The organism is Aneurinibacillus thermoaerophilus, from assembly GCF_900099925.1.
In the GTDB taxonomy this organism is placed as follows: Bacteria; Bacillota; Bacilli; order Aneurinibacillales; family Aneurinibacillaceae; genus Aneurinibacillus; species Aneurinibacillus thermoaerophilus.
On the sequence record NZ_FNDE01000014.1, the window covers coordinates 24,758 to 50,385 of the forward strand.

Annotated in this window: 25 protein-coding genes and 1 riboswitch; of the genes, 20 read left to right on the forward strand and 5 right to left on the reverse strand. The window is 46.9% G+C overall.

Going from position 1 to position 25,628, the window contains the following annotated elements:
* The first annotated feature begins 436 nt into the window (after window positions 1-436).
* Complete coding sequence (locus BLR88_RS08915; protein WP_057899827.1) at window positions 437-619, forward strand: hypothetical protein; 183 nt, start codon at window positions 437-439, stop codon at window positions 617-619.
* A gap of 11 nt (window positions 620-630) precedes the next feature.
* Window positions 631-1,164 carry a hypothetical protein gene (locus BLR88_RS08920; RefSeq protein ID WP_091260468.1) on the forward strand — a complete coding sequence of 178 codons (534 nt, stop codon included), beginning with the start codon at window positions 631-633 and terminating at the stop codon, window positions 1,162-1,164.
* A gap of 59 nt (window positions 1,165-1,223) precedes the next feature.
* On the opposite strand, the gene BLR88_RS08925 is transcribed toward BLR88_RS08920, so the two are convergent.
* The 4 genes from BLR88_RS08925 to gabT all read right to left on the reverse strand — a co-directional run bounded on the left by BLR88_RS08925 (window position 1,224) and on the right by gabT (window position 6,007).
* Window positions 1,224-1,481 (reverse strand): hypothetical protein, encoded by a 258-nt coding sequence (locus BLR88_RS08925; protein ID WP_057899825.1) that lies wholly within the window; start codon window positions 1,479-1,481, stop codon window positions 1,224-1,226.
* A 1-nt stretch (window position 1,482) separates the two neighbouring features.
* On the reverse strand, window positions 1,483-2,862 hold the full coding sequence (locus BLR88_RS08930) for a sigma-54 interaction domain-containing protein (RefSeq protein WP_408863336.1): 1,380 nt from the start codon (window positions 2,860-2,862) through the stop codon (window positions 1,483-1,485).
* 319 nt (window positions 2,863-3,181) lie between these two features.
* Window positions 3,182-4,618 carry an aldehyde dehydrogenase family protein gene (locus tag BLR88_RS08935; protein WP_057899824.1) on the reverse strand — a complete coding sequence of 479 codons (1,437 nt, stop codon included), beginning with the start codon at window positions 4,616-4,618 and terminating at the stop codon, window positions 3,182-3,184.
* Between the two features lie 33 nt (window positions 4,619-4,651).
* Window positions 4,652-6,007, reverse strand: a complete 1,356-nt coding sequence (gene gabT, locus BLR88_RS08940; RefSeq protein ID WP_091260471.1) for a 4-aminobutyrate--2-oxoglutarate transaminase — start codon at window positions 6,005-6,007, stop codon at window positions 4,652-4,654.
* Between the two features lie 423 nt (window positions 6,008-6,430).
* Here gabT and BLR88_RS08945 point away from each other — a divergent pair, with 423 nt between their 5' ends.
* The 15 genes from BLR88_RS08945 (at window position 6,431) to BLR88_RS09015 (ending at window position 21,287) form a co-directional block, all read left to right on the forward strand.
* Window positions 6,431-7,831, forward strand: a complete 1,401-nt coding sequence (locus BLR88_RS08945; protein ID WP_057899822.1) for an efflux RND transporter periplasmic adaptor subunit — start codon at window positions 6,431-6,433, stop codon at window positions 7,829-7,831.
* 15 nt (window positions 7,832-7,846) lie between these two features.
* A complete protein-coding gene (locus BLR88_RS08950) occupies window positions 7,847-8,575 on the forward strand; it encodes an ABC transporter ATP-binding protein (RefSeq protein ID WP_091260472.1) in 729 nt (242 codons plus the stop codon).
* 3 nt (window positions 8,576-8,578) lie between these two features.
* On the forward strand, window positions 8,579-9,769 hold the full coding sequence (locus BLR88_RS08955; protein WP_057899820.1) for an ABC transporter permease: 1,191 nt from the start codon (window positions 8,579-8,581) through the stop codon (window positions 9,767-9,769).
* A gap of 135 nt (window positions 9,770-9,904) precedes the next feature.
* Window positions 9,905-10,002, forward strand: a riboswitch (SAM riboswitch).
* Window positions 10,003-10,120: 118 nt separating this feature from the next.
* Entirely contained in the window at window positions 10,121-10,894 is a 774-nt protein-coding gene (gene cobA, locus BLR88_RS08960) for a uroporphyrinogen-III C-methyltransferase (RefSeq protein ID WP_057899819.1), read from the forward strand.
* Window positions 10,895-10,924: 30 nt separating this feature from the next.
* Window positions 10,925-12,538, forward strand: coding sequence for a nitrite/sulfite reductase (locus tag BLR88_RS08965; protein ID WP_057899818.1), 1,614 nt, complete (start codon window positions 10,925-10,927; stop codon window positions 12,536-12,538).
* A 30-nt stretch (window positions 12,539-12,568) separates the two neighbouring features.
* A complete protein-coding gene (locus tag BLR88_RS08970) occupies window positions 12,569-12,772 on the forward strand; it encodes a DUF3906 family protein (protein ID WP_057899817.1) in 204 nt (67 codons plus the stop codon).
* On the forward strand, window positions 12,769-13,851 hold the full coding sequence (locus tag BLR88_RS08975; RefSeq protein WP_057899816.1) for an inorganic phosphate transporter: 1,083 nt from the start codon (window positions 12,769-12,771) through the stop codon (window positions 13,849-13,851). Before BLR88_RS08970 ends, BLR88_RS08975 begins: the two co-directional genes overlap by 4 nt.
* Window positions 13,852-13,860: 9 nt before the next feature.
* Window positions 13,861-14,568, forward strand: coding sequence for a phosphoadenylyl-sulfate reductase (locus BLR88_RS08980; RefSeq protein ID WP_091260485.1), 708 nt, complete (start codon window positions 13,861-13,863; stop codon window positions 14,566-14,568).
* Between the two features lie 33 nt (window positions 14,569-14,601).
* Entirely contained in the window at window positions 14,602-15,747 is a 1,146-nt protein-coding gene (gene sat / locus BLR88_RS08985) for a sulfate adenylyltransferase (RefSeq protein ID WP_057899815.1), read from the forward strand.
* Between the two features lie 20 nt (window positions 15,748-15,767).
* Complete coding sequence (gene cysC, locus BLR88_RS08990; protein WP_091260474.1) at window positions 15,768-16,370, forward strand: adenylyl-sulfate kinase; 603 nt, start codon at window positions 15,768-15,770, stop codon at window positions 16,368-16,370.
* A gap of 214 nt (window positions 16,371-16,584) precedes the next feature.
* Window positions 16,585-17,265, forward strand: a complete 681-nt coding sequence (locus BLR88_RS08995) for a protease complex subunit PrcB family protein (RefSeq protein WP_057899813.1) — start codon at window positions 16,585-16,587, stop codon at window positions 17,263-17,265.
* 206 nt (window positions 17,266-17,471) lie between these two features.
* Window positions 17,472-18,776, forward strand: a complete 1,305-nt coding sequence (locus BLR88_RS09000) for an MATE family efflux transporter (RefSeq protein WP_057900424.1) — start codon at window positions 17,472-17,474, stop codon at window positions 18,774-18,776.
* Window positions 18,777-18,949: 173 nt separating this feature from the next.
* Complete coding sequence (locus tag BLR88_RS09005; protein ID WP_057899812.1) at window positions 18,950-19,597, forward strand: FMN-dependent NADH-azoreductase; 648 nt, start codon at window positions 18,950-18,952, stop codon at window positions 19,595-19,597.
* Between the two features lie 139 nt (window positions 19,598-19,736).
* Entirely contained in the window at window positions 19,737-20,960 is a 1,224-nt protein-coding gene (locus BLR88_RS09010; RefSeq protein ID WP_057899811.1) for a CAP domain-containing protein, read from the forward strand.
* Window positions 20,961-21,050: 90 nt separating this feature from the next.
* Window positions 21,051-21,287 carry a YneF family protein gene (locus tag BLR88_RS09015; RefSeq protein WP_057899810.1) on the forward strand — a complete coding sequence of 79 codons (237 nt, stop codon included), beginning with the start codon at window positions 21,051-21,053 and terminating at the stop codon, window positions 21,285-21,287.
* Window positions 21,288-21,398: 111 nt separating this feature from the next.
* Here BLR88_RS09015 and BLR88_RS09020 read toward each other — a convergent pair whose 3' ends face one another.
* A complete protein-coding gene (locus tag BLR88_RS09020) occupies window positions 21,399-22,388 on the reverse strand; it encodes a metal-dependent hydrolase (RefSeq protein WP_057899809.1) in 990 nt (329 codons plus the stop codon).
* 225 nt (window positions 22,389-22,613) lie between these two features.
* On the opposite strand from BLR88_RS09020, the gene BLR88_RS09025 reads away from it, so the two are divergent.
* From BLR88_RS09025 to BLR88_RS09035, 3 genes are all read left to right on the forward strand, one after another.
* A complete protein-coding gene (locus tag BLR88_RS09025; protein ID WP_057899808.1) occupies window positions 22,614-22,946 on the forward strand; it encodes an MFS transporter in 333 nt (110 codons plus the stop codon).
* A 3-nt stretch (window positions 22,947-22,949) separates the two neighbouring features.
* Window positions 22,950-24,086, forward strand: a complete 1,137-nt coding sequence (mutY, locus tag BLR88_RS09030; RefSeq protein ID WP_057899807.1) for an A/G-specific adenine glycosylase — start codon at window positions 22,950-22,952, stop codon at window positions 24,084-24,086.
* A 141-nt stretch (window positions 24,087-24,227) separates the two neighbouring features.
* Window positions 24,228-25,628, forward strand: a complete 1,401-nt coding sequence (locus BLR88_RS09035) for an FAD-binding oxidoreductase (protein WP_091260487.1) — start codon at window positions 24,228-24,230, stop codon at window positions 25,626-25,628.

A 25,628-nucleotide genomic window follows, 5' to 3' on the forward strand; every position in this document is an offset into this window, starting at 1 on the left:
AAGTCAGCGAAAAATTCGTGTGTTTTCTTATTACCTTAAGCTACCAGTATAGTGCATATATAATTATGACCTCTATTCGCTACGCTGGCAGAGTAAGATTTTGTTTGCAGTAATGCGATGGCACGTCGTGTGGAAGACTTGATGTTGGCGATGCAAGTGATTTCCACACCAGAGTCATTGAAGAGGGCTCCAATTTAGACGAGAGATTCTCAATGTGTGAAGGGGTTGCGAATTGGAGTTTATACCACTGATGGCATCCTAGCTCCGTCCGCGTTGTTTAGCGGTCACTGATTTTTGTTTCGAAGCAAAAATACTCTATATAAAGCAGGGGATAAGGTATAATAAATAAGGCGAACGTACGCGCCTTAGGCGTTGATATAGTTTTTCGTCATTAGGAGAGGAGTGGTTACTTTTGGCTATGTTCTCTAGCCCCAGTATGATTATGATGTTTATTACAGGTGTCATCATTCTGGTTGTTTTCTTTGGGGCGATTATTACTGCCATTGTCCAAACAGCGCGCGGGAAGTGGAAGGTGGATTACGATGCTCTCGCCGCCAAAAATGCTGTGGAAGACGAAGCGCGGCGCAAAGCGAGAAAGCTTAGACAGAAGCAAGTATAGGGGAGAATGAGGTGTTTGATCCGACTATATACGAAAACATAAAAGTAGCGCTTGAGGGCGCGATATACGATTTCGATTTTGCGGGCGAAATTCTGGTTACTTCCCGCAGCGATACCGTGGAGTTGGCCTCCATGTCCCGCACGTACACAATTGGCTTCAGTGAGCGACATAAGAAGGCAGAAAAAGGAACGACAGCGCTTCTGATCTTGTCTGCTGATGCGGCGGATCTGGTGGGGGAGATTCTTGAGCTTCCCGAAAGCGAAGGCCGGAAGTTTGGCTGTACGCTGCGCGTCCAATTCGTTATGGAAATAACAGATATAGCGCGGTGCAGAAGAATTGAGGAAGAACTCAACGCTATATGGTCGCATCGTCCGCTTATCATGCAGGAACTAGCTTTTCGGTACGAGCCTTTAGAGCTCGATGAACCTGCCTTGTACCGCAACACCGTTACGCTTGATTTTGGACGCAAAATTAACGAAGATAACATTGGCGATATATATAATATCGTTGAACATACCGTGCATTCTTTGCGTCGGTTGGATTGATTCGGTGAATTTCTATATCTAAAAACCCCTGTTTTACGCAAAACAGGGGTCCCTCAGCATTATATCGTATTATGAAACTGGATTTCAAGTTTGGTATCATTTGTAACGATATCGTCGACGGTAAGAGCGGTATTGTCCGCATCCCTAATTAACAATGCTTCTGCCAGCGTTGATTTGTCTCTTCCAGGCGGTAGCGCTTGGAAGAACCAGGGATGAATCGTAAGCAAGATTTCAAGGATGGCGCCGACGGTATGCGGGTGATCGAGATGAATATCCATTGTCTCCGAAGTTTGCGTCCCGTATAACGTTACCAGCATGTCACAGTTCCTTTACATATTTGTTGACTTTGCGCATGGCGCTCGATTGGCTGATGCCGAGTTTTTCCGCCAGCTTGTAAGTGCTGCCGCACTCTTCGTACATACGTCGGATAATTTGCCCTTCGTACAATTCCAGCCTTTTTTTGAGCGAGAGGTTTTCATGTTCTTGCTCTGTCATTGTTTCATCTTCATCTCGAAGCGCAGTTGCAATATGTTTGGTTGTAATGGTATCTTCGTCGATCGTGACTACGAGCCGTTCGAGAAAATTGTGCAATTCCCGGATATTACCCGGCCAATTGGCGCGCCGTAACTCTTCTGCGGCTGCATGGCTGAGTTTTTTTTCAATGCCGTACATATCTTTAAATTCTTCGAGAAACTGTATGGCTAGCGGCACGATGTCTTCTTTTCGCTCCCTGAGAGGAGGGATCGTGATGGGAATGACATTAAGCCGATAGTATAAATCGTTGCGAAACGTTTTTTCTTCCACCTTCTTTTTCAAGTCCTGGTTCGTGGCTGCGATAATACGTACGTCCACTTGAATTGGGGTGGTGCCACCGATGCGGAAAAATTGCTTTTCTTGCAGGACATTGAGCAGTTTGGCTTGCATTGGCAGTGGAAGTTCCCCGATTTCATCCAGAAATAGCGTCCCGCCGTTCGCCGCTTCGAACAGCCCTTTTTTCCCTTTTTCATGTGCGCCGGAAAATGCGCCACGCTCATAGCCGAATAGTTCTGATTCAATCAGTGCTTCGGGAAATGCGCTACAGTTCACAGAAAGAAAAGGAGCGTGTTTGCGCGGGCTCATATTGTGCAAATAACGGGCAAGGTGCGTCTTACCGACTCCAGACTCCCCGAGAAAAAGCACGGTGCTGTCCACTTTTGCCACTTTTTCGATTTTGGACAGTACCTTAAGCATCGCCGGGCTGCGCACGGACAATATCATACCTGATGCTTCTTCATGCTGTTTTAGCGTTTCTTCGTATGTTTCCACACGTTCTTGCAGCTGGTCAAGCTGTTCACGCAGGTGCAAAAGTTCGGTAATATCGCGCGAGTTGCTTACTACGCGGATGAGCTTTCCATCTTGCGTAAAAACAGGGGTAGCTGTCACGAGCAGCTTGCGTCCGTTCAGTGTTTGTTGCACGAGATTGATTTGTTTGCGCTGCGCGATCACATCGAGTGTCGCAGAAGGGGAGAAAATGCCTCCCGCGACTAGCTCCGTCACGTGTTTTCCTACCATTTGCTCAGCTTTAAGCCCGTAGTTACGTTCACAGGCACCGTTCACCCGGACGGTATATCCTTCCCCGTCCGTGACGAAAATTTCGTCATATGCTGCGGCGAAGACGCTTTTCAGTTCAGCGTATAGATTCTCGTATTCGGTGGCAATATGGCTTTCCGCGTTTTCCCACGGAAAGACGAGCCAGGTGAAGCCGCCGGTTTCGGCAAGTATTTTTCCTTTCCAAAGAAACCTATCTGTGCGTTGGAAAAATTCACCGTCCGCTGCCCACTTACGCAAACACTCGGACAGGCGGACGGGAGTCCAATCTTTTTGGAAAAACCATTTTTCAATCAGCTTGTTGTATTCGAAATATTCTTCACGTACATAACAGAAGCCGATTGAAAACGTATCAAGAAACGGTGCGATGTGGATATTCGAATCCATAAGGGCGCCTCCTTATTATAGGGCGCCGGAATATACGGCGTTCTTATTTGTTTCGGTTGAAGCAAACGAGCTTCATTTCTGTCATTTCTTCGGTTGCATACTTGATGCCTTCGCGTCCTACGCCGCTTTCCTTTACGCCGCCATACGGCATATGGTCGACGCGGAATGTCGGGAAATCGTTAATCATCACACCGCCTACTTCCAAGCGTTCCGCCGCTTCAAAGGCGTGTTCCATGTTGTTCGTGTATATGCCAGCCTGCAAACCATAGCGGGAGTCATTCACCGCTTCAATCGCTTCATCAAACGTATCGAATGGGCTGATAACGACGACCGGTGCGAACGTCTCCTGACAGCTTACTTTCGCGTGCGGTGGCACATCGACGATAACTGTCGGCTTGACAATATTGCCTTCCGTGCCTCCGGTTAGCACTTTCGCGCCGAGCGTTTCTGCTTCTTCGATCCAGGAAGCGATTCGTTCTACATCCTTTTGTGAAATAAGCGCGGCGATGTCGGTTGTCTCATCCAGCGGATCGCCAATGCGGAGTTTCTTCGTTTCCGCTACAAATTTCTCCACGAAGCTATCATACAGAGAGCGGTGCACATAGATGCGCTGAAGTGAAATGCATACTTGGCCCATGAACGTAAATGCCCCGGTTACGGTACGCTTGATAATGGGCTCAATATCGAACCCTTCGTCGATAATTAGGCCGGAGTTGGAGCCGAGTTCAAGCACAACTCGCTTCAGGCCCGCTTTGGCGCGGATCGTCTTGCCTACTTCTGGACTTCCGGTGAAAGTAATGATTTTTACGCGGTCATCGCATACAAGCTCGTCCCCGACTTCGCTGCCCGGCCCTGGAATGACTTGCAGGGCGCCCGCAGGTAGTCCTGCTTCCGCGAATAAATCGGCAATAAAGTAAGCGGAAAGCGGCGTTTGATCCGCAGGCTTTAAGATAACAGCATTCCCTGCGGCAAATGCCGGGCCGAGTTTATGCGCCACAAGGTTGAACGGGAAGTTGAACGGCGTAATTGCTCCGACGATGCCAAGCGGTTGGCGTACCGTGTAAGCAATGCGGTTTTCACCCATAGCTGACGCGTCCATAGGAATCGTTTCACCGTGGATGCGGCGCGCCTCATCAGCGGAAAATTGGTATGTCTCAATTGTACGTGCGATTTCCCCACGTGCGACCGCAATCGGTTTTGCTGCCTCCAACGCTAAAATACGGGCCGCTTCTTCTTTGCGTTCTTTTAGAAGCAAGGAGACGTTTTGCAGAATAGCGGCACGCTTATGGGCCGGCATTTTGGCCATCACTTTTGCCGCTTCTTCCGCATGGTCAATCGCCGCTTTCATATCTTCCCGCGTTCCGATAGCTACTTCTGCAATTACTTCTCCGGTATGCGGGGATCGAAGCTGTTTATAAGAAGAAGCTTCTTTTGCCCCTCCGGCAATATAAAGCGGTTTCTTCGGTATGGTTTGATTCATTTTCGAAAACCCCTTTCAACGTAAACACTAAAATTAGTGAACTTGCAGAGCGGATGTAGCGGCTGCGATGGATTCCTCGAGAATATCGAGACCTTCCTCAAGCTGTTCGTCTGTAATGACAAGCGGCATCAATACGCGAAGTACGTTGCCGTATAAGCCGGCGCTGAGAGTGATTAAACCACGTTTATTGGCTTCATTTACAATTGTACCTACAACTTCTTTATTTGGTTCTTTCGTTTGTTTGTCTTTGACAAACTCCATAGCGCACATTGCACCTAAGCCCCGTACATCTCCAATTATATCGTATTTTTCCGCAAGCTTGGCAAACCGCTCCATCACTTTTTCGCCGATAACGCGCCCGCGTTCGTTCAGGTTGTATTTCTCGATCACATCAAGCACTGCAAGCGCCGCACGGCATCCGAGCGGGCTTCCCGAATATGTGCCGCCTAATTCTCCCGGATTGGACATTTCCATAATTTCTTTGCGTCCGATTACGCCGCTAATTGGCAGACCTGCACCCATAGATTTAGAAATGGTTATTAAGTCTGGAACGACATCAAAATGTTCAACTGCGAAATATTTACCTGTACGGCTGAAGCCGGTTTGAATTTCATCCGCAACGAATACGATACCGTACTGTTTACAAAGTTCCGCCACACCTTGCACGAATTTTTTGGATGGAACGATGAATCCGCCTTCGCCCTGCACTGGTTCCATGACGACTGCGGCGATCGTTTCCGGAGCTACGTCACCAAGCAGGAAGTTTTTAAATTCGTTTAGCACGTGTTCATCATATTGTTCGACGCTCATGCCTTCTGGACGACGGTATGCGTAATGATACGGCGCCTTGTAGATTTCGGGCGCGAACGGACCGAACTCAAATTTGTACGGTTTTACTTTGCTTGTCATGGACATCGTCAACAGTGTGCGTCCATGAAAACCACGAGAGAAGACGACAACGCCCTGACGTTTTGTGTATTTGCGCGCGATTTTCACCGCGTTTTCCACCGCTTCTGCGCCGCTGTTCAAAAACATCACTTGCTTTTCATGATCTCCTGGCGCTAACTTCGCAAGACGCTCCGCAAGTTCAATATACGGTTCATACATCATGACATTAAAGCCGGTATGGATATACTTATCAACTTGATCGTGGAGCGCTTCTACAACTTCCGGCGTGCAGTGACCGACGTTAATCGTACCGATGGCACCTGCAAAGTCAATGTATGTGTTGCCATCAACATCTGTCAGGATCGCTCCCTGCGCTTTTTCTACAAAAGTAGGGATGCCGTTACTGATACCTTTAGGAACGTATTGTTTCCGGCGTTCCAGAATTTCTTTAGCCTTCGGACCTGGCAGTTCTGTTTTTACATGAGCGAATTTGTATCCCATTTGTGTACCTCCCTGGCAGATAGAATATATGAAAAATGATTCATGTACGTTCTGTATATTTCATTAAAGCAAGAGGCGTGCCAAGCTAAAAAAAGATATAATTATTGGGAAACGAAGGAAGTCGGCAGTAAAGTTGAGTCATTTTTGACTTTTATATAAGTCTTTTTTGACTTAAATCTGAGTTTATCATGTATCGATATGAAAGCGAATGGTTTTATTGCTAAAAAGTTTGTGTTGGTTTTGCAGGGATGGAAATTTTTTGCAAGTATTAGTCGTTATATGGTCGATAGATTATGGAATGTGTCACAAAATTGCGTGCCATGGGTTCTATAAATTGTACGTAGTCTTTGATATTTCGACTTTCATATTTCAATATAAATGTCGAAGCATCGAAGATGATAGCATAGAAAGGGAGAAGGAGAAGTGCGAAAGAAAATATGGATTGGTGTTATTACAGGGGTCATAGCAATAGGGGGATATATCGTCTATTCGGCGTACGTACCACGCAGCGTGGAAGGAACGCCGGTGTCGCTTGCTACCGTTGTGCAAAAAGATATGGAAAGTCGTATCATGACTACCGGTAAAGTAAAGATGGAACAAGAAATGACGGTATACGCAGGGGCGAGCGGAAAAATTGTTGCTTTGCATGCAGCGGAGGGAGCGCCGGTGAAAAAAGGTCAGATATTAGGTGAGATTTATACGGAGGATATAAAAAACCAATTAATTGATATAGACAGTCAATTGATAGATATGGATGAGCAGGCGAGGGATGTCGATAACCAGGTTGCCGATACTTCAGCGCAAATCGCCGAAAAAAAGGCGGAGTTAGCGAAATTGCAAGCTGCGAATGATGCCATTGAAATTGCGAAAGCGGAAAACGGGATTCGTCAAGCCGAGCAAGAGCTTGAACAAGCGAAGCGAGAATACGCCCGCATCAAAACGCTTGTGGAGAGCGGAGCTGAAAAGAAGCAGGAATTGGATAAAGCGAGCGACCAGATAAAACAGGCTGAATTTAAGCTGAAAACGTCGCAATATGAACTGGCAGAGAAGAAAAAAGGGCCGAAGCGGGAAGAGGTCACCGCTTTGCTGGTATCGATTGCACAGCTTGAAGAGAAGAAGAAGCGGACGGCGACGAAAAAAGAGAGCATTGCGAGCAAAAAACAAAAAATCGAAGAGAAAAGGCAGCAGTTGCTTGCCCAGAGAAATGACGCGCTTATCGTGGCTCCTATCGACGGAACCGTATTGACGCAAAAAGCGAAGGCGGGCGAATATACGACAAAAGGCAATGAACTATTGAAAGTGGGAACGACACAAAATATATACGTGGAAGCGGAAATTGCGGAAGCTGATATCGGCAAAGTGCGCGTCGGTCAGAAAGCTAAGCTGGAAGGAGGCGCGTTAGGCAAACAGGTGGCCGAAGCTCATGTGGTAAGCATCTCACCGGTAGCGATAGAAGCCGCCACACAGAAAAGCGGACAGCAGAGCGAACGGGCCAAAGTGGCGGTGAAGCTGGCATTGGACAAACCAAATGAGCTTTTGCGCCCCGGCTTTCGGATAGATGTAACGATTGTGCACCAAAGCGCGAAACAGGCGCTGCAAGTACCGATCGAAGCGGTGCAGAAGAACGGCGGGAAAGCGTTCGTCTGGATAAATGAGAACGGTCTGGCGAAGAAGAAGGCGGTTGTCACCGGAATGGAAAACGAATTGTTTGCCGAAGTTAAACAAGGTTTGAAAGCGGGCACGAAAGTTATCACCAATCCGGGGCCGCAATTAAAGGAAAATGAGCCGGTTATGGAAGCGAATGTTCCCGGAGAAGCGAGATAAAAGGGGCGGTACAGCATGGTAAAAGTAGAGAATATGTCCAAAGTGTACCGCACAGGCGGTGGCGATATTTATGCGATGAAGAATGTTTTCGTAACGGTTGAAAAAGGGGAATTTGTCGCTATTATGGGACCATCCGGTTCGGGAAAATCGACATTTATGAACATGATTGGCTGCCTGGATCGACCGACGAGCGGGCTGTATCATTTAGACGGAATGGAAGTAACGAATTTGTCGGATAAGCAGCTTGCCCATGTACGTAACCAAAAAATCGGTTTTGTTTTTCAAACCTTTCATCTTTTGCCGCGTTCAACCGCACTGCGCAATGTTGAATTGCCGCTGATTTATGCCGGGGTCGGAAGAAAGGAACGGACGGAACGGGCGCGTGCGGCTCTTGCGCGTGTCGGGCTCGACGAACGTATGAATCATATTCCGAATCAGTTATCAGGCGGACAGCGGCAGCGGGTAGCGATTGCGCGCGCGCTCGTAAATGAGCCGGCGATTGTGCTGGCTGATGAGCCAACCGGGGCGCTTGATTCGCGGACAAGCATTGAAATTATGGACATTTTCCAACAGTTAAATGAACAAGGAACGACTATTATTCTTGTTACGCATGAACCGGATATCGCATGCTATGCGAAGCGGTTAATCCGCTTCCGCGACGGCCAGGTAGTCGCCGATGACCCCGTGAGGGATCGATTATTCGCGTCGCAACAACTGGCGTCGGAGCGCCAACAGGAGGTGTAATCTATGCGTTTGCTGGAAAGCTTAAGCATGGCTTTGGACGGTTTGCGCGCCAATAAGCTGCGTTCTTTTCTAACGATGCTGGGGATTATTATTGGTATCGCGTCTGTCATTGCGGTTATGACGCTTGGGAAAGGGGGCGAAAGTGCGGTCGTGCAGCAGGTAAGCAAGTTCGGCCAAAATAAATTTATGGTATATACCCGCTACGATACGGAGGAGCCTGAAGATCCGAACGCGCTTACTTTGGAAGATGCGGAATATTTGCCGCAGGTGAGTCCGTACATTTCCGCTGCCGTAGCCAACTCTTACGTAGGCAATACGGAGCTTTACTGGCTCAATAAGAAGAAAACCGTCGAAGTAAGGGCGACGACGGCCCAGCTTCCGGCTGTACAACCCACGCTCCACATGGTGCAAGGCCGCTTTTTTACCGACGAGGATGATAAAAACCGCCGACCGGTTATCGTATTGGAAGACGGAGCAGCTCAGGAATTGTTCGGGACGGAAAACCCGATCGGTCAGCGCGTGCGTTTTAACGATCGGAGCGTAGTGGTGATCGGCGTATTTAAGCAGGAGAAAGTAAGCTTTGATTTTTCCAAAGCAAAGAGCGCGTTTGTTCCGTTTCGTTTTGCGAATGAGCTGTCTGAAAACCAAACGGTAAGCAACATTGAAATGACCGCCATTTCCAAAGAAGCATTGCGGCCTGCGATGAAGCAGGTCAAGGATTATTTGAACCGCAAGCATAACCATAAAGATTACTATGAAGTTTTAAGTATGGAAGACAATATTAAAGAGTTTTCGCAAATGACTGGAATGATTACCCTGATTTTTAGCATTGTAGCTGGCATTTCCCTCGTGGTGGGCGGCATTGGCGTGATGAATATTATGCTTGTGTCCGTGACGGAACGGACAAGAGAAATCGGAATCCGCAAAGCGCTTGGAGCGCAGCGGAAAGATATTTTGCTTCAGTTCCTACTGGAGTCGATGATTTTGTCGTTAATCGGCGGCTTAATCGGAGCATTGCTTGGTATTGGTATATCAGCTATCGGCTTTTCCTATGCTAATATACCGCTTTTGATTTCATGGGAGACCGTTTTGCTTGCATTTTCCGTGTCCAGTTCCATCGGGATTTTCTTCGGATTGTATCCTGCTAACAAAGCGGCAAAGCTAAATCCGATTGAGGCGTTGCGTTATGAATAAGAAGCGGGCTGCTCTTTAACTCTGAAGCCTCTTTGCATAATGAATGAGAGGATTTTTTTGAAAAGTATTGTCTTTTTAGAAAAAGCCGAGTATAATCAAATTTAATAAATCCGATCAATATAATATGAATTCTCTTTCTTATCCAGAGAGATGGAGGGACTGGCCCAATGAAATCTCGGCAACCTAATTCGGTTAGGTGCCAATTCCAGAAAGCACACGCTTGAAGATGAGGAAGAGGGGATCGTAGAATATAAGCCCTTCTTCTTTAATGAAGTAGGGCTTTTTTAATTAAATTAAACATATAAAACAAATTTGATTAATATTATTTTTGGAAAAAAAGGGGATGGTTATATGGTGGCAGGTAAAGTGTATCTTGTGGGTGCCGGGCCAGGCGATCCAAAGTTGATTACAGTGCGTGGGCTTGAGCTTCTACAACGGGCGGATGTGATTGTATATGACCGTCTGGCCAGTCCAAAGCTGCTTGATTATGCAAAAAAGGAGGCTGAATGCATTTATTGCGGAAAAGAGACAAATCACCATTCGTTATCCCAGACGGAAATTAACGAGATCATTGTGGCGAAGGCTGTGCAAGGGAAAGAGGTTGTTCGTTTAAAAGGGGGTGATCCATTTGTTTTCGGGCGCGGTGGGGAAGAAGCGGAAGCCTGTATCGCGGCCGGCATCGACTATGAAGTTGTGCCGGGCATTACATCGGGTATCGCTGCTCCGGCTTATGCAGGAATACCTATCACGCACCGTGGTTATTCATCCTCCGTCGCGTTTGTGACTGGCCACAAAGCTGTAGAGAAGGAGCAAAGTGGTATTCAGTGGGAGAAGTTGGCCACTGCGGTAGATACGCTGGTATTTTACATGGGGGTCGGCAATTTGCCGGAAATTGTGAAAAATCTTCATAAGTACGGCCGGGCCAAAGAGACACCTGTGGCACTTATCCGCTGGGGTACATGCGAAAATCAGGAGACGCTTATAGGTACATTGGAGACGATTGTAGAGCAGGTACAACAGGCACGCTTTCGTTCTCCGGCAGTGATTGTCGTAGGCGAGGTTGTCCGCCTGCGGGAGCAGTTAGCTTGGTATGAACAACAGCTGCGTCAAGTCATTATTGCATAATATTCGCTGAGATGAGAGGAGAGAGTATGAATGAGTTATACACCAATATGGGCACAAAATAAGGAGAAATTGAATAAAACAGAATTAATAAAACTGGAGAAAGATGGACTGGATGTTATTGAGGACATTTATCGTTATGCGAAAACTGGTTTTGAATCCATTACGCCGGATGATATGGATCGTTTTAAGTGGGCAGGTGTATATCAGCAGCGCCCGAAAGACGGGTGCTTTATGATGCGTGTCCGGGTTCCGTCCGGAAATCTTACGTCCGAGCAGGCGCGCACGCTTGCGAGTATCGCGCATGATTATGGCAGGGATTTAATCGATATTACGACACGTCAGGCGATTCAGTTTCACTGGTTGCGGATCGAAAATTTACCGGACATTTTTGAACGGTTGGCTGCCGTCGGATTGTCCTCATTTGAGGCGTGCGGCGATTGCCCGCGTACGATTGTTGGCAATCCGCTTGCGGGGCTCGATCCGTACGAATTAATAGATACGACCCCGCTTGTGAAACAGTTGTCCGATACGTTTTTAATGAACCGGGATTTTTCCAACCTGCCGCGCAAATATAAAATTTCGATTTCTAGCAATATTTATAATGCCGGTCATGCCGAAATTAACGATCTGGCGTTTACCCCGGCCACGAAAGTAATCGCTGGCAAGGAAATCATCGGTTTTCATGTCTGGGTTGGCGGCGGACTATCGTCCCGTCCGTATTTGGCTCAACAGCTCGATGTATTTGTGCGACCGGAAGAAGTCGTGAAGGTAGCGGTCGGCGTTACAACGATTTTCCGTGACTATGGATACCGGGAGAAGCGTCATCACGCACGCTTGAAATTTCTTGTCGCTGATTGGGGAGCGGAGAAGTTTCTTGCCAAGTTAAAAGAGCTTGTCGGCGAGCTGGAGACGCGGGGCGAAGATAAGATTAAGGGATGGAATGCAGGATATTTTACCGGTATTCATAAACAGCGCCAGGAAGGGTTGAGTTATGTTGGTCTGTCCGTTCCGGTAGGACGTATGTCGGCACAGGAATTGGAAGAACTGGCGCATCTCGCCGATGAATATGGTAATGGCTCACTGCGTACATGCAATTCGCAAAATATCATAATTACCGGCATACCGGATGAAAGAGTGGAAGAACTGTTGCAAGAAAAAGTGTTGGAACGTTTGACACCGTATCCGAAGAATTTTACTGCTTTCGCCGTTTCTTGCACCGGCAATGAATTCTGTAATCTTGCGATCGTTGAAACGAAAGAAAGAATGCGCCAATTGGCGGAATATCTAGATGAACATGTGGAGTTGGATGAACCAATTCGCATGCATATGGTCGGTTGTCCGAACTCATGCGGTCAGCGGCAAATTGCTGACATTGGCTTTCAGGGAGCGCTTGTTAAAACGGAAGACGGCATGAAAGATGCGTTCGATATTTTCCTTGGCGGTACGCTGGGCCCGAACGCGAAATTTAACGAAAAGCTGAAAGGACGCGTGCTTGGCGAGCAACTGCACCGGGTCGTGTTGCCGTTGCTTGCCTATTATAAGGAAGAAAAGCGGAACAAGGAAAGCTTCTTTGATTTCGTACAGCGTGTTGGAATTACACCGTTCCAAGAGAGGCTGGATGCGGCTCTGAAACAGTTGGTATAAAGGATGCCTGGGCATAGGAGAGGTGAGGCGATGTTTATCTATAGATTTGAGATATTGTTTAGGGATGGGGGAACAGCTGCCGTTGTAGTCATACATGAAAATGAAGAAAAAGCGTTCCGCAGCGCCCAGAATCAAATTGAACGCTATTTTTTGCCGCCGAGGCCGGTTGCGGAGATAGCCATTGTAGAAAAAAAGCCGGCTGGAACGGGCCGGGGGTATGTGATCGAGCCATGATTCTGACGTGCGCGGCCATTGCCATTGCCCTGTTTTTCGCGATGAATATCGGCGCCAGCGGTACAGCCGCTGCGATGGGCGCGGCGTATGGCGGGGGAGCTATTCAAAATAAGAAGCTCGCAATGCTGATTGTAGGTGCAGCTGCTTTGCTCGGTGCTGTGTTAGGTGGAGGCGAAGTAGTGAAAACAATCGGGGGAGGTATCATCTCTTCCTCTATTCTCACTGTGGAGATTGTAATAATTATTCTGGCCTCAGCGACACTCACGCTGTTTATAGCAAATCTGATGGGGGTTCCCCTGTCAACGAGTGAAGTGACGGTTGGTTCGATTGTCGGCATCGGGCTCGCGTACAAATCCTTATTCGTCAGCAAACTTGCAGTCATTATTTCCTTCTGGATCGCGGTTCCTCTGGTCTCGTTTAGTGTGGCGTATGTGCTGGGGCGACTAATTAAGATAGCGGAAGTGAAGTGGCCGCATCTTAGCAGACAGGGAAAATGGCAGCGCTGGCTGGGAAGATTGCTTGTGATCGGCGGTGCGCTTGAGGCATTTTCGGCCGGTATGAACAATGTGGCGAACGCGGTTGGGCCGCTTGTTGGCGCCGGGTTAATGTCTGTTTCCGCTGGCGTTTGGATGGGTGGAATATTCGTGGCGCTTGGTGCGGTTTTGTTGGGCGGTAAAGTGTTGGAGACAAACGGGAAAAAAATTACCCGTCTTTCGCTTTTGCAGGGCAGCGCGGTTTCTTTCACCAGCGGAGGATTGGTCATTATCGCCTCTTTGTTGGGCATCCCTGTTCCGCTTGTACAGGCGACTACCTGTGCTATTATGGGCGTTGGTACTGCGGACAACGGTTTTAAGCTTTGGCAGAAAAGAGTTATTCACCAAATCGCAAAGGTGTGGATTGTTTCTCCGGTATCTTCACTTGTCGTGGCTTACGCGATGGTTCATCTCTGGTTGCAGCCGAATCCGTATGTGTTAATCGTTATTATAAGCGTATTTATCACTACGCTAGGATTAATGAACCTTTCCCAGACGATCCGTAAAGAAAAAAGCGCCATTCATGATCAGAGAGGAGGAATCTAGGTGCCGGATATGACATTTTCATATGAAACGCTGACATCTGAACGCTGCGAAGAAATAAATAAAACATTGGAAAATAAGGATGCGCTGGATGTATTAAAGTGGGCATATGGCCTATTCGGTGACAATCTAATCTATGCTTGCAGCTTTGGTGCTGAAGGTATGGTTTTAACCGACTTAATTAGCCGGGTGCGTCCGGATGCCCGTATCGTTTTCCTGGATACACATTTACACTTTAAAGAAACGTATGAAGTTATTGAGCGCGTGAAAGTCAAATATCCGAAATTGCGCATTCAGATGAAGGAGCCGGCGCTGTCCGTACAAGAGCAGGCAGAGCAGTATGGTTCAGAATTATGGAAGATAGATCCGGATTTATGCTGTAAATTACGGAAAATTCAGCCTTTAGAAGAAGTGATGGCGGGCACGGTGGCTTGGTTATCTGGTTTAAGACGGGAGCAGTCGCCGACGCGGGTGAACACACAGTTTGTCAATATTGATCGCAGGTTCCGATCCATTAAAATCTGCCCGTTAATTTATTGGAAATGGGAAGAAGTATGGAGTTATATCAAGCTTTATCAACTTCCATATAATGAATTGCATGACAAAGGTTATCCGAGCATTGGCTGTAAACATTGCACGTTACCGGTGGAAGACGGGAGCGACTCACGTGCCGGACGTTGGAGCGGTACGGGCAAGACGGAATGCGGTTTGCATCAATAAGAATGAAAGAGTTGAGGAAAAGGAGTAGAAAGCATGAGTACAAATCAGCCTCATGGCGGTGTATTAATCAACCGCATTAACTTTTCTTATGACATTACAAAAGTAAGCAAAAAAATCGAACTGGACGCGTTCGCCCTTTCCGATTTGGAACTGTTGGCGATCGGCGCCTACAGTCCACTCACCGGTTTCTTGGGTAAAGCTGACTATGAAAGCGTCGTGTATAACATGCGCCTTGCTGACGGAACCGTATGGAGTCTTCCGATTACTTTGCCGGTAACGGAAGCCGTAGCCGCGCAGCTTGCACCAGGGGATATGGCACAGCTTGTGTACGAAGGAACGGTGTATGGTGTTATCGAAGTACAGGAACTGTACACACCGAACAAGGAAATAGAGGCGGAAAACGTATATGGTACGACAGAAATCAAGCACCCGGGCGTTAAAAAGCTATGGGAGCGACCGGGAGTGTATGTTGCAGGCCCGATTACGCTGATAAAGCGTCCGAAAAAGAACAGGTTTAAAGAGTTCTATCTTGACCCGGCTGAGACGAGAGCCGTGTTTGCTGAGCGCGGTTGGTATACGGTTGTGGGATTTCAGACGCGCAATCCGGTTCACCGCGCCCACGAGTACATCCAGAAAACGGCGCTGGAAATTGTGGACGGCCTGTTTTTAAACCCGCTGGTTGGCGAGACGAAAGCGGACGATATTCCGGCTGACATCCGGATGGAAAGTTATCAGGTACTTCTTCAAAACTATTATCCGCTTGATCGTGTGTTCTTGGCCGTGTTCCCGGCGGCCATGCGTTATGCGGGACCGCGCGAAGCCATTTTCCACGCGATCGTGCGAAAAAATTACGGTTGTACGCATTTCATTGTCGGACGCGACCACGCCGGCGTTGGCAATTATTACGGCACGTACGATGCGCAGCGGATTTTCTTGAATTTTTCGCCGGAAGAGCTGGGTATTACACCGCTTTTCTTTGAACATAGTTTTTATTGCAAAAAGTGCGGCAACATGGCTTCAACGAAAACATGTCCGCATAGTGCGGAAGATCACCTTCATTTATCGGGCACGAAAGTGAGGGAGATGTTGAGCCGCGGTGAGGCACCGCCGCCGGAGTTCAGCCGTCCTGAAGTAGTAGAAGTGCTGATTCGTGGCATGAAGGTCGCGATCGGCAATTAGGACCGGGAGGAGGCAGAAGTATGGCAGGACACAACGCCAATATTGTTTGGCACAGGACAACGGTAACGAAGCAGGATCGGCAGAAAACGAAGGGGCATAAAAGCGCGGTTCTTTGGTTTACCGGTCTGTCCGGTGCGGGCAAGTCGACGCTCGCTAACGAAGTGGAACGCAGATTGCATGAGAGAGGGATGCATACGTATTTGCTGGATGGAGATAACATCCGACACGGCATTAATAAAGACCTGGGATTCAGCCCGGAAGACCGTGCGGAAAATATTCGCCGTATCGGCGAGGTAGCGAAGCTGTTCGTGGATGCGGGTGTGCTTGTATTAACCGCGTTTATCTCGCCGTATCGCGCCGATCGTGCTCTCGCTCGCGGATTGGTAGAAGATGGTGAGTTTATTGAGATTTATGTGAATTGCGCGCTGGAAGAGTGTGAGAAGCGTGATCCGAAAGGGCTGTACAAAAAAGCGCGGATGGGAGAGATTCCAGAGTTTACCGGCATTTCCTCGCCGTATGAGGAGCCGGAAGCACCGGAATTAATCGTGAAGACGGATAAAAAAACGCTGGATGAATCCGCAGAGCAAGTGATCGCATTTTTGCGGAAGAAAGGCATTATTTAGTATAAAGGGCACGGCCTTTTTCTGGCCGCGCCTTTTTACTTTTGCATAAACTTGCTCAAATCTGGAGTTTTCTATATTAGATAGCATGACTTACCGTTGTGAAATAAGGACAAATGGGGTAAGATAAGTTTTCCGTTATCATTTTGCATATGTTTCACCTATTTGGCTCGTCTGAAAAGATGAGAAAACAAATATAAGGAAGGGGTGAAGCTTTATGAAAAAACGCACGGTAAGAACATTTATGGCCGGTGTGATTGCCGGGGCAGCGCTGATGTGTGCAGCCGGTTTTTCATATGCCGCCTTGACAAAAATCGATGTAAGAGTGACGCCTGTCAGCTTTGTGATGGAAGGACAGAAAATACAGCCCAGCGATAAAGAACAGCAATACTTTAATGGTAAAAGTTATATTCCTGTTTCTTTTGTATATAAAGATACTACGTATGTGCCGCTTCGCTTGGTTTCGGAAAAGCTTGGACACAAAGTTGGATATGACCCGGCGACCCATACGATTTATCTAGGGAAAGAAAAAGGAGATGGAAAAGAATTGAAATTTAAAACGATTTATCCTTCGGGCGGCGAACAACCACAATTATCTTCCAGGATTCAGCGGTGGTTTGACGACCATAAGAAGCAGGAATTTATGGGTACGATGTGTGATGAGGATGGAATGTACGCGATGGTGGCAAGAGGCGAGCAGCCAAATGGGGGATACGGAATTGAAATTGTAGGCGTGACCGAATACGTCGATGAGATTGTGGTAAAGGTAAGGCATAAGAATCCGGAGCCGGGCAAAATGTATACGCAGGTGATTACGTATCCGACCACCCTAGTGAAAATGCCATGTACCGACAAAAAAATTCGATTTGAGATCGTGAATGACATACATGGCAAATAAGCACTATCTTTTGTGCGCTTACACAGAGCGAGAGCGGGATAGAATTCCTGCTCTTTTTTTATTTTATTACATAATTTTCTATACGCTCATCGCACATTGTCTTCCTTCTTATTTTGAAAACAAATGATATCATGTAGTACAGGGACAAAGAGAAAGAGGGAGAGCTTGTGGCTGCGCGAAGTTTCGATTTTACGAAAGGGAATATTATGCGACAGATGATCGCCTTTTCCCTCCCAATATTTTTCACGAATGTGTTACAGACGTCATATCAGTTTATTGACAGTTTATGGGTCGGCAACCTGCTTGGGTCAGACGCGCTCGCTTCTGTGTCTGTATCAGCGACGGTTGTGTTTACGATGCTGTCATTTATTATCGGGATGAACGGAGCAACATTGACGATTCTTGCCCAGCGTAGGGGCGCAGGTGATGAAGAAGGGTTAAAAGAATCGCTGAATGCGTTTGTCGTTGTATTTACTCTACTATCCATTGGTATTGGAATTATCGGCTATATTTTTTCGCCTCACATTCTAACGCTGATTCAAACACCGTCAGCTATTCATGAGCTGGCCACTCAGTATTTGCAGGTGAATTTTATCGGAATTGTATTTTTGTTCGGCTATAATTTTATCGGCACAGTGCTTAGGGCGCTTGGAGACAGTCGCACGCCCATACGGTTTGTGCTGATGGCCGTAATTTTGAATACGGTGCTTGATCCTCTGTTCATTATGTACTTTGATCTTGGAGTGGTAGGAGCGGCGCTTGCGACCATCGTGGCACAAGGTTTTTCGTTTGTATATGCGCTTATATACACGAGGAAATCGGGAAAAATTCCATTCATAAAGCCTCATATCCCCGATCGTACATATGCATTGGCGATTTTTAAATTAGGCATTCCTGCCGGTTTGCAAATGATGGTGATTTCTGGCGGAATGATGGCGATTATGAGCGTAGTGAATATGTTTGGCGAGAATGTGGTCGCTGGGTTTGGCGCTTCACAGCGTATGGATAATTTGATTATGTTGCCTATTGTTACACTTGGCTCGGCGGTGAACAGTATGTCCGGCCAGAATATCGGAGCTGGAAAGTGGGAACGTGTCAGCGGTATCGCGCGCAGTGGCATATTGTTAATTGTCAGCGTGTCGTTTGCTATTGGGGTATTAGTGTATGCAACGGCAGCAAAACTGCTTGAATGGTTCGTGGACAATCCGGAGTCGATAGCATTTGGCACGCTGTACCTTCGCACGATTTGTTTTTTCTACCCGTTCCTTGGGATTAACTTTGTGCTGAACGGTATTATCCGCGGTGCAGGCGGCATGGTACAGATTCTGGTGCTGAATTTTATCTCTTTCTGGGTATTGCGTTATCCGCTGACTGCAGTATTTTCCAAGTGGCTGGGCGAGCAGGGGATTGCCTATGGCATGGGTACAAGCTTTGTGATTAGCGCGGTTTGTGCAAGTGCGTATTACCGATTCGGGCGCTGGCGCGAAATTCGTTTATTGCAGGGTAAATAAGGATTTCCGGAAATTTACTATTTGAAAAAGCAAGAAGCAGGTAATGATAAAGGTTAAGAATCTTATTTTCTTGATAGAAAAACACTTTACTTATTAAAGATAATAAATTATAATTAGTTTGTAGTTGTAATGCTTAGAAAATGAATAGAATATGAGTAAAAGGAGAGAGTACGATGGCAAAAGTTCTTTATATTACCGCGAATCCGAAGCCGGTTGAGGCGTCTTATGGCCTGAGACTGGGTGAAACGTTCTTGAAAGCATATCAGCAGCACAATCCCACAGATACGATCGAGCGCCTTGACCTTTACAAAGAAGAAATTCCATTCATTGATGCGCTTGTCTTGAACGCATGGGATAAAGTCGCAAAGAATGAAGCGCTGAACGACGAAGAAAAGCGTGTGCTTGGCCGCATGACAGAACTGCTTGACCAGTTTATCGCGGCGGACAAAGTAATTTTCGTAACACCGCTTTGGAATTTAAGTTATCCTCCGCTACTGAAAGCGTATATTGATAACGTTGTAATTGCGGGCAAGACATTTAAATATACGGAACAAGGCCCGCAGGGCTTAATGGCCGGCAAGCGCGTGATGCATATCCAGGCGCGCGGAGGCGTGTATTCTGAAGGGCCAGCCGTAGATTTTGAGTTCACAGATAAATATCTGCGCGGCATTATGGGCTTTATTGGGATTACTGATTATACCCACATTTTCGTGGAGGGAATGGCGGCCACGCCGGATAAAGCGGAAGAGATCTTTGCTAAGGCGGAGCACAAAGCACGCGAAGCGGCGGTCGAGTTTGCGAAGAATTATCAGCGTACATAAGTTGTACTATTTGCGCTGAATGGGGTATAGACAATAGAAAAAACAGGTGCTACCATTTAATTTGAAGAAGCGTTCACTAACCAAAAGAACATAGGTTGGGAACGCTTTTTTATCATGTTTCGCGAGGAGTTGTTGCCATGTGAGAACAGCAGGCAAATTGATGGTTTCTGTGCTGGCGCTGGCGGCTGCGTTCGCGGCCGGGATCTGGACGAGCGCAGGTGAAGCGGACGGTTTTAAAGAAAAAATTACCGCCTATTTTTATCCTGTAACTTATTATTTTGATGGTAAAAAAGATACAAGCGATCCGAAAGTATATAAAAATAATGGCAATCAAGTTCCGAAGACGATTACATACCAAGGGACCACCTATGTTCCATTGCGATATGTCGGAGAAAAGCTTGGCAAAGAAGTAGGATATGATGGGAAGACACATTCTGTTTGGATAGGGCAAAAACCTAAGCTAGAAGCTGTGCAGGCAAATTCTGTTCAGCGGACAGCAAGCGTAACATCGAGCTTTAAAGTTGAGATTGGAGACCGCTGGGATACTGTCAAATCCAAACTGGGATCTTATAAAGCTGCCTATACGGGAGCGAACAAGACGAAGTGGTGGGTATATGACAGGTATTGGATCGGTTTCCGCGACGGCCATGTGATTGAAATGTTTTCTAACACCCTGGACACACAGTATAATGGCGTAAAAGTGGGGAGCACGCGCAGCGAAGTCGAGAAGAAATTGAAATATAGCGCTAAGCCGGAATGGGCTTTATACGGGGCTACCTTTACTTTTAAAAATGACAGTTCGGAAAAAGTGCTGTACAAATCCGGTTCCTTAGCGATCATTGCTTACTATGACAATCTGGACAAAAAAAAGTTACTTGGTTTACGTGTTGTCAATCCAACTGAGCTTGTTCATAAGAAATACTTTGGCTATACGTATCAATATATAAAAAAACCGAACATTCCTTCTTATCCGACGGATACGGCTACTGTCAATCGAGATGCTGCTAGGCAAGTATTATGGCTGACCAATATAGAAAGAGCAAAGAAGAAAGTGCCTGCTCTTGCGTGGAGCGATCAGGCGGCCGCCTCCGCCTATAAACATAGTAAAGATATGAGCGTGTACAATTACTTTTCGCATACAACGCGCGCTGGAAAGTCACCGTTTGATTTAATGGCTGAGCAAGGAATTAAATACACTTTGGCCGCTGAGAATATTTCTATGGGATATCCAGACGCTATTGAAGCTGTATTTGGGTGGATGAATAGCTCCGGCCACAGAAAAAACTTATTGAATCCCGCTTTTAAAAAGCTTGGTGTAGGCGTGTACGGGACATACTATACCCAGCATTTTTTCACGCCCTAATCAGGCAATTATGTTTTGACAAGTTCATGCTGGAAGAAGTAAAATATCATGTGATTGCCTGAAAATTAAGAGTGGAAGGGACGAGCATTTATGTGGGATTATATTATTCCGATTCTTACGCTGCTTGTCGGAGTGATTGCGGGGTTCGCCCTTGGCGTATGGTACTTGCGAAACCAAATGGCGAATATGCAGATGGATGAGAAACAAATCCAGCAAATCGCCCGCTCGATGGGAATGAACTTGAATCAAAAGCAGTTAAACCAGATGACGCGCAGAATGCAAAACATGAAACCTGGTCTGAAACCGGGTGCGAAAAAGAAAAAATAACCGGGGAAACCTGTCATAAAAGCTGTGAACGAGGCCGATTGGACGCAGCTTTTTGCTATTCGCGTAAAAAAGAAAAAACGCGCATCCGGCACGGATTGCGCGTTTTTTATGTTATGGCTTTTCCAACGCCAATTCTGGCGCAAGAACTTTGCTTTCCATTTTGTGTTCGCGGTATTCCCAGCCTGTGTAGGAATCTATGATGTTCAACTGTTCGTCTAGGTGAACTATCGCAACAAATGCATAGTGCGTTTTGGTTCGATAGCGCAAATCGATCCAGCGCACTTCGTGACCAAACGTTCGTTTTTTTGTATATACGTACGGGTACCGCGTGAAGGATAGAAAAGCTTGCACCTTATTATCCTGCTTTGCTTTTTTGATAACTTCATTTTCTTCTTTATGGTAAAAAGTGTCGTGCCAGATGATACGTTTGTTGTGCAATTCGCCGACATACGAAGCATAGGCGGTCTGGACGATCACACCCCAGTGCGTCCAGCGAAGCGTCGGAAGCAGAATATAGTGCCCTTCTTCGCCTAACTCGGCTTTTACGAACCGCACTAATCTGCGGTAAGTTATTGTTCTTTGGATAATATAGGAAATCATAATCGTATATACGATGCTGAACACATGTCCTGGGTCGAAACCGGCAGCCCAGAAGAGAAAACCGATAAGGTGAATGGCCATGATGAATGGGTCGAATATGTTGATAACATTGAAAGAAATCCATCGTTTGGAGAAAGGGCGGGCTGCTTGCGTACCGTATGCGTTAAACAAGTCGATAGACACATGAACAACTACGGCGAGCAGCGTCCACAATAACAGATGCAAGTATGAAACGCCTGAAAAGAAGGTATAAATACCGCCACTGATAAGTCCTGCCCAAATGAAAATCGCCGGAATGGAGTGAGAGCGTCCGCGATGATTGCGAATATATGATGCGTTGCCGCGAAGTTTTAATACCGTATCCAAATCGGGCGCCTGAGAGCCAATCAGCGTTCCGAGAAGTACAGCATTGGCAAGTTCAGGTTGGCCGGCTACGACCGGATCCAAATACGCAAGACCTGCGAGACCAAATCCCATTGCAATGTGGGTACCTGTATCCAAGTAAACTCCTCCAATTTCCGTATTAGCCTTAAGCGGCTTCTGTTTTCGCTACACTCTTTCTCGTTTTCCAGTTTTCGTGGATAGCGTAAAGCATTATGCTTTATTATAAAAGAAAACGATATGAATGTTTAGCAATTTAACATAAAATATATATTTTTTATATGCTGTTCAGAGTCTTAATGTACCCATTATAAGAACGAATGATGATGCGGGAGGAGAATGTGGATGAACTGGATTCAAGTGTTTGCGGAATATAAAATCATCCCGGAGAAACGCGGAGAATATTTGCAAAAAATTAAAGACATAGCGATTGCTATGGAGAAAATTGGCGCGCGTAATTTCGTATTGCAAGAAGGTGTAGATCAGCCTGGTTTATTTGTTGAAATGTTTCACGTTCCTACTGTGGAGGCATATCGAAAAATCAAGCGAAAACGTTGTGAAGAGACGGGAACTTCGGGGGGATTCTGGCAGAGTATCAACGATTGTATTGTAGCTGGAACGAACAGATTAAATATGTGGGCGTTTGCGCCGGTTGACATAGATGGGAGTGGAGAATAATACATGGCAAAGCAGCAGGAACGGCAGCAAGATCTGATTGGTTCGTTTGATATCGAAGGATTTCAGGATGATTTATTGTATTGGTTTGAAAGGCAGCAGCGGGATTTGCCTTGGCGGCGAGATCGGGATGCCTATCGTGTCTGGGTATCAGAGATTATGCTTCAGCAGACGAGAGTAGAGACGGTGATTCCGTATTATGAACGGTTTATGGAACGTTTTCCGACCGTGCGTGATCTGGCTGAAGCTGATTTAGAAGAAGTATACAAATACTGGGAAGGGCTCGGCTATTACTCGCGGGCTAGAAATTTGCATGCAGCTGTAAAAGAGGTGCAGGAAAAGTACGGGGGCGTAGTACCCGATACACCGGAAGAAGTGCATGCCCTAAAAGGAGTCGGGCCCTATACGGCAGGCGCTATTCTAAGCATCGCATACGGGCTGCCGGAGCCTGCGGTGGACGGCAATGTCATGCGTGTGCTGTCCCGTATTTTTTTAATTGAGGAAGACATTACGAAGGCGAAAACGAGAAAGCTATTCGAAGCGGTTGTGCACCGAATTATCGCACACCGGAATCCTTCGTTTTTTAATCAGGCGTTAATGGAACTGGGTGCGCTGATTTGTATTCCGCGTTCGCCACGTTGTGGGATATGTCCTGTAGCGAACCACTGTCGTGCCCGGGACAAAGGGATACAAGAGTCATTGCCTGTGAAGAAGAAAGCGAAGCAGGTGCGGATCGAAGAGCGAGCGGTAGCATTGATACAGCGGAATGATGGGAGATGGCTGCTTCATAAGCGTCCTGGAACAGGGCTTTTAGCGAATTTGTGGGAGTTTCCAAACACGGAATATAAGGGAGACGCAGACCCGAGAGAACAGTTGAGCACGTATGTATATCAGACGTTCGGAGTAAAATGCATACCTCAGGAATTAGTAATGGAGCATAGCCACGTATTTTCGCATTTGCAATGGAATTTACGCACTTATATATGCGCGTACAAAGGGCAAGAAGATGTGGAAGGAGACGCTGAGGCAAAAGTGCGGGCAAGCTGGGTACTGATAGAAGAAATGCCGCACTATCCATTTTCTGTATCCCATAAAAAAATCGCGGACGGGTTACACGAAGGATTTCAGCAAAGTTTGCTGTAAGCGCATCAAGTCAGGGCGAGGAACGAAATGCGACAACGGATCTGGCTGCGCCTGCTTTTGAACTCTTAATTTTTAGGCGGCTAGAATAGATACGGTGAATGACAAAAAAGGGGGGGGAGCATGGAGAATGAAAAAAGGGCAATGAAGCCGGAAGATATAGAAGAAGTCAAAAAAATCGTAAAAATGGGAAGGGTACTGACCGATGAAAGCGACCTTTTCAGCTATTCGTTTGACGCTTCCTTCGGCACATATTTGACGGATTTGGTTGTTCAAACAAAAAGTGTGACAGAGCTTGCTGCGCTCGTGAAGTTGGCAAACCGCAAACGAATCCCCGTATACCCGCGCGGACAATCGACGTGTCTGAGCGGGGGGCCTTTGCCGGTGAAAGGCGGTATGGTATTTGATTTGTCAGTGATGAATGATGTGCTGGAAATTGATGAAGAAGATTTAATCGCCGTCGTATCGCCCGGTGTGTTGACCGCGGATATTCATCGTGCGGCTGAAAAAAAAGGATTGATGTATCCGCCAGACCCCAGCAGTTCCCACGTCTCGACTATCGGCGGTAATCTGGCGGAAAATTCAGGGGGGCCGCGGGGATTGAAATACGGGGTAACGAAGGATTATGTAATTGGCCTTGAAGTTATTGTTCCAGAAGGGGAAATTATTAGAACCGGAGGCCGGACGGTGAAGAATGTTACAGGCTATGATTTGACCAAGCTGATCGTTGGCTCGGAGGGAACGCTCGGCATTATTACGAAAGCAATATTGCGACTTTTGCCCAAGCCTCCTGCTTCGGAGACGGTGATGGCCGTATTTGATAGCCTTGTGGATGCGGGCGGTGCTATTTCAAAAATTCTCTCTTCCGGTATTTTACCTGCCAAAATGGAATTGATGGATCAGGCGTCCATTATAGCAGTGGAAAATTACGAGCCATCTAATTTGCCTGTCGATGCTGAAGCGATCATTCTGCTCGAACTGGACGGACATCCTGTGGCGGTTAAAGATGAAGTTCAGCAAGTTGCAGAACTGTGTAAAGCGGTTGGTGCTAGAGAAATCCGCATTCCGGGAAATGAAGCGGAAAAGGCGGAAATATGGCGGGCGCGCAAGCTTGTATCTCCGGCCATTGTGCGTATTAAACCGACGAAAATTTCCGAAGATGCTACAGTACCGCGGAGCAAAATTCCCGACATGTGTGCGAGACTGCAAGAGATCCGTAGAAAGTATAACATTCATCTGGTCGTCTTTGGCCACGCGGGCGATGGAAACCTACATCCAAATATTATTGCCGATAAAAATGACAAAGAAGAAATGAAGCGAGTTGAGGAGGCAATTGCGGAGATTTTTGCAGCAGCGGTAGAACTGGGAGGTACGTTATCAGGCGAACATGGCATTGGGACGATGAAAGCGCCGTTTATGGAGATGGAATTAGGAGCGGTCGGGCTTGACATGATGCGACGTATTAAGCAAGTTTGGGATCCGAACAATATTATGAACCCGGGCAAAATTTTTCCGGAGCCGGGTCAAAAGCTGGAGTTGACCTAA

Bases quoted from the DNA above. Each gene is read 5' to 3' on its own strand.
- mutY (WP_057899807.1), top strand. From the start codon at position 22,950: ATGGCAAAGCAGCAGGAACGGCAGCAAGATCTGATTGGTTCGTTTGAT.
- BLR88_RS08980 (WP_091260485.1), top strand. From the start codon at position 13,861: ATGACATTTTCATATGAAACGCTGACATCTGAACGCTGCGAAGAAATA.
- BLR88_RS09015 (WP_057899810.1), top strand. From the start codon at position 21,051: ATGTGGGATTATATTATTCCGATTCTTACGCTGCTTGTCGGAGTGATT.
- sat (WP_057899815.1), top strand. From the start codon at position 14,602: ATGAGTACAAATCAGCCTCATGGCGGTGTATTAATCAACCGCATTAAC.
- BLR88_RS08965 (WP_057899818.1), top strand. From the start codon at position 10,925: ATGAGTTATACACCAATATGGGCACAAAATAAGGAGAAATTGAATAAA.
- BLR88_RS08995 (WP_057899813.1), top strand. From the start codon at position 16,585: ATGAAAAAACGCACGGTAAGAACATTTATGGCCGGTGTGATTGCCGGG.
- cobA (WP_057899819.1), top strand. From the start codon at position 10,121: ATGGTGGCAGGTAAAGTGTATCTTGTGGGTGCCGGGCCAGGCGATCCA.
- BLR88_RS09035 (WP_091260487.1), top strand. From the start codon at position 24,228: ATGAAGCCGGAAGATATAGAAGAAGTCAAAAAAATCGTAAAAATGGGA.
- BLR88_RS08970 (WP_057899817.1), top strand. From the start codon at position 12,569: ATGTTTATCTATAGATTTGAGATATTGTTTAGGGATGGGGGAACAGCT.
- BLR88_RS09025 (WP_057899808.1), top strand. From the start codon at position 22,614: ATGAACTGGATTCAAGTGTTTGCGGAATATAAAATCATCCCGGAGAAA.
- BLR88_RS08915 (WP_057899827.1), top strand. From the start codon at position 437: ATGATTATGATGTTTATTACAGGTGTCATCATTCTGGTTGTTTTCTTT.
- BLR88_RS08935 (WP_057899824.1), bottom strand. From the start codon at position 4,618: ATGAATCAAACCATACCGAAGAAACCGCTTTATATTGCCGGAGGGGCA.
- BLR88_RS08975 (WP_057899816.1), top strand. From the start codon at position 12,769: ATGATTCTGACGTGCGCGGCCATTGCCATTGCCCTGTTTTTCGCGATG.
- BLR88_RS08925 (WP_057899825.1), bottom strand. From the start codon at position 1,481: ATGCTGGTAACGTTATACGGGACGCAAACTTCGGAGACAATGGATATT.
- BLR88_RS09000 (WP_057900424.1), top strand. From the start codon at position 17,472: ATGCGACAGATGATCGCCTTTTCCCTCCCAATATTTTTCACGAATGTG.
- gabT (WP_091260471.1), bottom strand. From the start codon at position 6,007: ATGGGATACAAATTCGCTCATGTAAAAACAGAACTGCCAGGTCCGAAG.
- BLR88_RS09005 (WP_057899812.1), top strand. From the start codon at position 18,950: ATGGCAAAAGTTCTTTATATTACCGCGAATCCGAAGCCGGTTGAGGCG.
- BLR88_RS08955 (WP_057899820.1), top strand. From the start codon at position 8,579: ATGCGTTTGCTGGAAAGCTTAAGCATGGCTTTGGACGGTTTGCGCGCC.
- cysC (WP_091260474.1), top strand. From the start codon at position 15,768: ATGGCAGGACACAACGCCAATATTGTTTGGCACAGGACAACGGTAACG.
- BLR88_RS08950 (WP_091260472.1), top strand. From the start codon at position 7,847: ATGGTAAAAGTAGAGAATATGTCCAAAGTGTACCGCACAGGCGGTGGC.